Source organism: Moraxella sp. (assembly GCF_024227015.1).
Taxonomy (GTDB): domain Bacteria; phylum Pseudomonadota; class Gammaproteobacteria; order Pseudomonadales; family Moraxellaceae; genus Moraxella.
In genome coordinates this window covers 1-2,536 of sequence record NZ_JAAELD010000123.1, presented here as the reverse complement: position 1 = coordinate 2,536, position 2,536 = coordinate 1, and the positions used below count along the sequence as shown (strand labels likewise).

The 2,536-nt window shown below is 45.5% G+C and carries 4 protein-coding genes; 3 read left to right on the top strand and 1 reads right to left on the bottom strand.

Annotated elements, in window-relative coordinates; genetic code table 11:
* From GY683_RS02595 to xseB, 3 genes are all read left to right on the top strand, one after another.
* Positions 1 to 737: APC family permease (locus GY683_RS02595; RefSeq protein ID WP_297287260.1), on the top strand; the 737-nt coding region annotated here is incomplete at its 5' end.
* Positions 712 to 858: a hypothetical protein gene (locus GY683_RS02590; protein ID WP_297287259.1), complete on the top strand. Its 147-nt coding sequence runs from the start codon at positions 712 to 714 to the stop codon at positions 856 to 858. The genes GY683_RS02595 and GY683_RS02590, both read left to right, overlap by 26 nt.
* A 122-nt stretch (positions 859 to 980) precedes the next feature.
* Entirely contained in the window at positions 981 to 1,184 is a 204-nt protein-coding gene (xseB, locus tag GY683_RS02585) for an exodeoxyribonuclease VII small subunit (protein ID WP_297287258.1), read from the top strand.
* A gap of 66 nt (positions 1,185 to 1,250) precedes the next feature.
* On the opposite strand, the gene pncB is transcribed toward xseB, so the two are convergent.
* Positions 1,251 to 2,465: a nicotinate phosphoribosyltransferase gene (gene pncB, locus GY683_RS02580; RefSeq protein ID WP_297287257.1), complete on the bottom strand. Its 1,215-nt coding sequence runs from the start codon at positions 2,463 to 2,465 to the stop codon at positions 1,251 to 1,253.
* Positions 2,466 to 2,536 lie beyond the last annotated feature (71 nt).

The following is a 2,536-nucleotide window of genomic DNA, read 5'->3' as shown; positions in this document are numbered from 1 at the left end:
TCATGGTACCATTCATGTTCGTAGGCTTTGACGTGATTCCACAGGCAGCCGAAGAGATTGACCTAACCCGTCCGCAGATCGGTTTATTTCTCATTGTGTCTCTTATCATGGCAGTCATGTGGTACATGGGCATCGCCTGGAGCGTAGGACACACACTAACCCTTGAACAATCTCAAACCTCAACGCTCGCTACGGCAGATGCCATGACGAATGCTTGGAATTCCACTTGGGCAGGCGCGCTGTTGGTTGTGGGCGGCGTACTTGGCATCATGTCAAGCTGGAATGCATTCTTGATCGGGGGTAGTCGTCTGATGTTCGCCATGGCTAAGGCTCACATGCTGCCTGGCATGCTTGCCAAATTACATCCAAAATACGGCACGCCTGCCAACGCCATCATGCTCATTGGTGGATTGGCAACACTTGCGCCACTATTTGGCCGCAAATCATTAGTGTGGATTGTGGATGCAGGCGGCATTGGCATTGTCATTGCTTATACTTGTGTGGCGGCGGCGTTTTTGTATTTGCGTTACAAAGAGCCCAGCATGGTTCGCCCATTTAGAGTACCTTTTGGTAAAGCCGTTGGCGTCATTACCTTGATCATCAGTATCATCATGTTCGGTCTATATCTTCCTTTCTCACCATCGGGATTGGGCGGCGTCGAATGGGGCATCTTCGGGGCATGGTGCGTGCTGGGCGCGGTACTATACACTCATGCCGCCACCAAGCAACCCTGGTAAGAGTAAAGCCTTTATGGATGATGAGATTCGCGCCATCAAGGAAGCCAATCAAATCTGGCTAAAAGAGCATGGTGTAGGAAGTCTTGCCATCCAAAAGCAAGCAACAAAAGCCAAAGCTTAATACCATCATTTCATTAATCTAAAATAAAAGTGATCTTAGCATCGCTTTTATTTTTATCCCAAACAACTTAACAAAGCACCAATTATCCATTACAATAAGATATCCAAACACAGAGAATACTCATGCCAAAAAAACCAACCTTCAAAGATGCTTACCAAACCCTAAAAAACAACGCCGAGCAATTAGAAAAAACAGACGATCTAGACATTGACAATCTAGTCACCACCGTCGAAGAATCCATCAAAGCCTATAAAATCTGCCAAGAGCGCATCCTTGCGGTCGAAAAGGCATTGGCAGAAGCGTTCGATGATGAGTTAGAAAAATAATTCTTCTTCACAATAAAACACCACGCCTGATTACCGAGTGTGGTGTTTTGATTTATCCAATATCCGTTATTCTTTGACGCCAAATACCTGTCTTAGGTAGGCCAGATAAGTATCGTCTTGAATCATCGTCTTACCTGGGCTATCAGAGAGCTTGGCAACAGGCTGACCATTACACTCTACCAGTTTTAGAACGATGTTAAGCTGATTTAGCCCCATGTCGTTGGTTAGATTCGTACCGATACCAAAGCCTGTCTTGATGCGCTCTTTGAAATATTGATGCAAATCCCAAGCTTTTTGGAGTGTTAAGCCATCACTGAAAGTCAAGCTTTTGGTTTTTGGGTCAATTTTTAGCATTTCATAATGCGCGATTGCCTTATCGCCCCATTCATAAGGGTCGCCCGAATCATGGCGCAGACCATCGAACAGCTTAGCAAAATACAAATCAAAATCTTCCAAAAACGCATCCATCCCCACCACATCGGTCAAGGCAATGCCCAAATCCCCACGATATTCACGCACCCACGCCTCCAGCGCAGCTTTTTGGCTGTCACGCAGACGCACATCCAGCGCTTGAAACGCCTGCATAAACTCATGCGCCATCGTGCCAATTGGGGTAATACCAAGCTCCTTAGCAAGATACACGTTGGATGTACCGCGAAAGATCGACGGAGATTCCTTAGACAGCGTACGCACGACGTGGTAATGCCAGTCTTTAGAATAGCGGCGACGCGTGCCGAAGTCTGCCACGATGAACGGCGGATTCTGTAGGTCGGATTGTTGAAGCATTTCAAAATGCTTTAAGGTTTGCACCTTCTCATCCAACAGCTTCTGCCCTTGCGCCAAGGCATTGGGATCGTTCAGGCGCTCATAATACAGCTGATTGACGATACACAGCACAAAAATCTCAAAAAACATCGCCTGGATCATCGGACCTTCAATGTCAATATTCAGACGATTCTCATCATCGATTGATACTTTAATAAAGCGGCGTTTTAGTTTAAACAGCTCCAAATAATCCACAAAATCAGACTTAATAAATCTCAATCCACGCAGATAATCAAGCTCATCTTGACTAAAAGACAGCTGACACAAAAGGTCAAGCTGAGCCTCCAGATCATCCTTAATCTGACTCAAAGGATAAGCCGTATCTTCATTATTACGGCAGCGAAAACGATACACGCCGTGCGTCTGCGGGAACTGATGCAGCATCGCTTGGAGCATGGTGAATTTATAAAGGTCATTATCCAACAATGAAGTAATGATCGGTTCAGTGCTTTTCATGGCTTTCCAAAATAACTACCAAAATATCGGCTATCATACCTAAAAAGCTGCTCATTTGCATCGTTTTTGGG

What these genes read in the sequence shown, in the direction of transcription:
- xseB (WP_297287258.1), top strand. Translation starts at nt 981, where the DNA reads ATGCCAAAAAAACCAACCTTCAAAGATGCTTACCAAACCCTAAAAAAC.
- GY683_RS02590 (WP_297287259.1), top strand. Translation starts at nt 712, where the DNA reads ATGCCGCCACCAAGCAACCCTGGTAAGAGTAAAGCCTTTATGGATGAT.
- pncB (WP_297287257.1), bottom strand. Translation starts at nt 2,465, where the DNA reads ATGAAAAGCACTGAACCGATCATTACTTCATTGTTGGATAATGACCTT.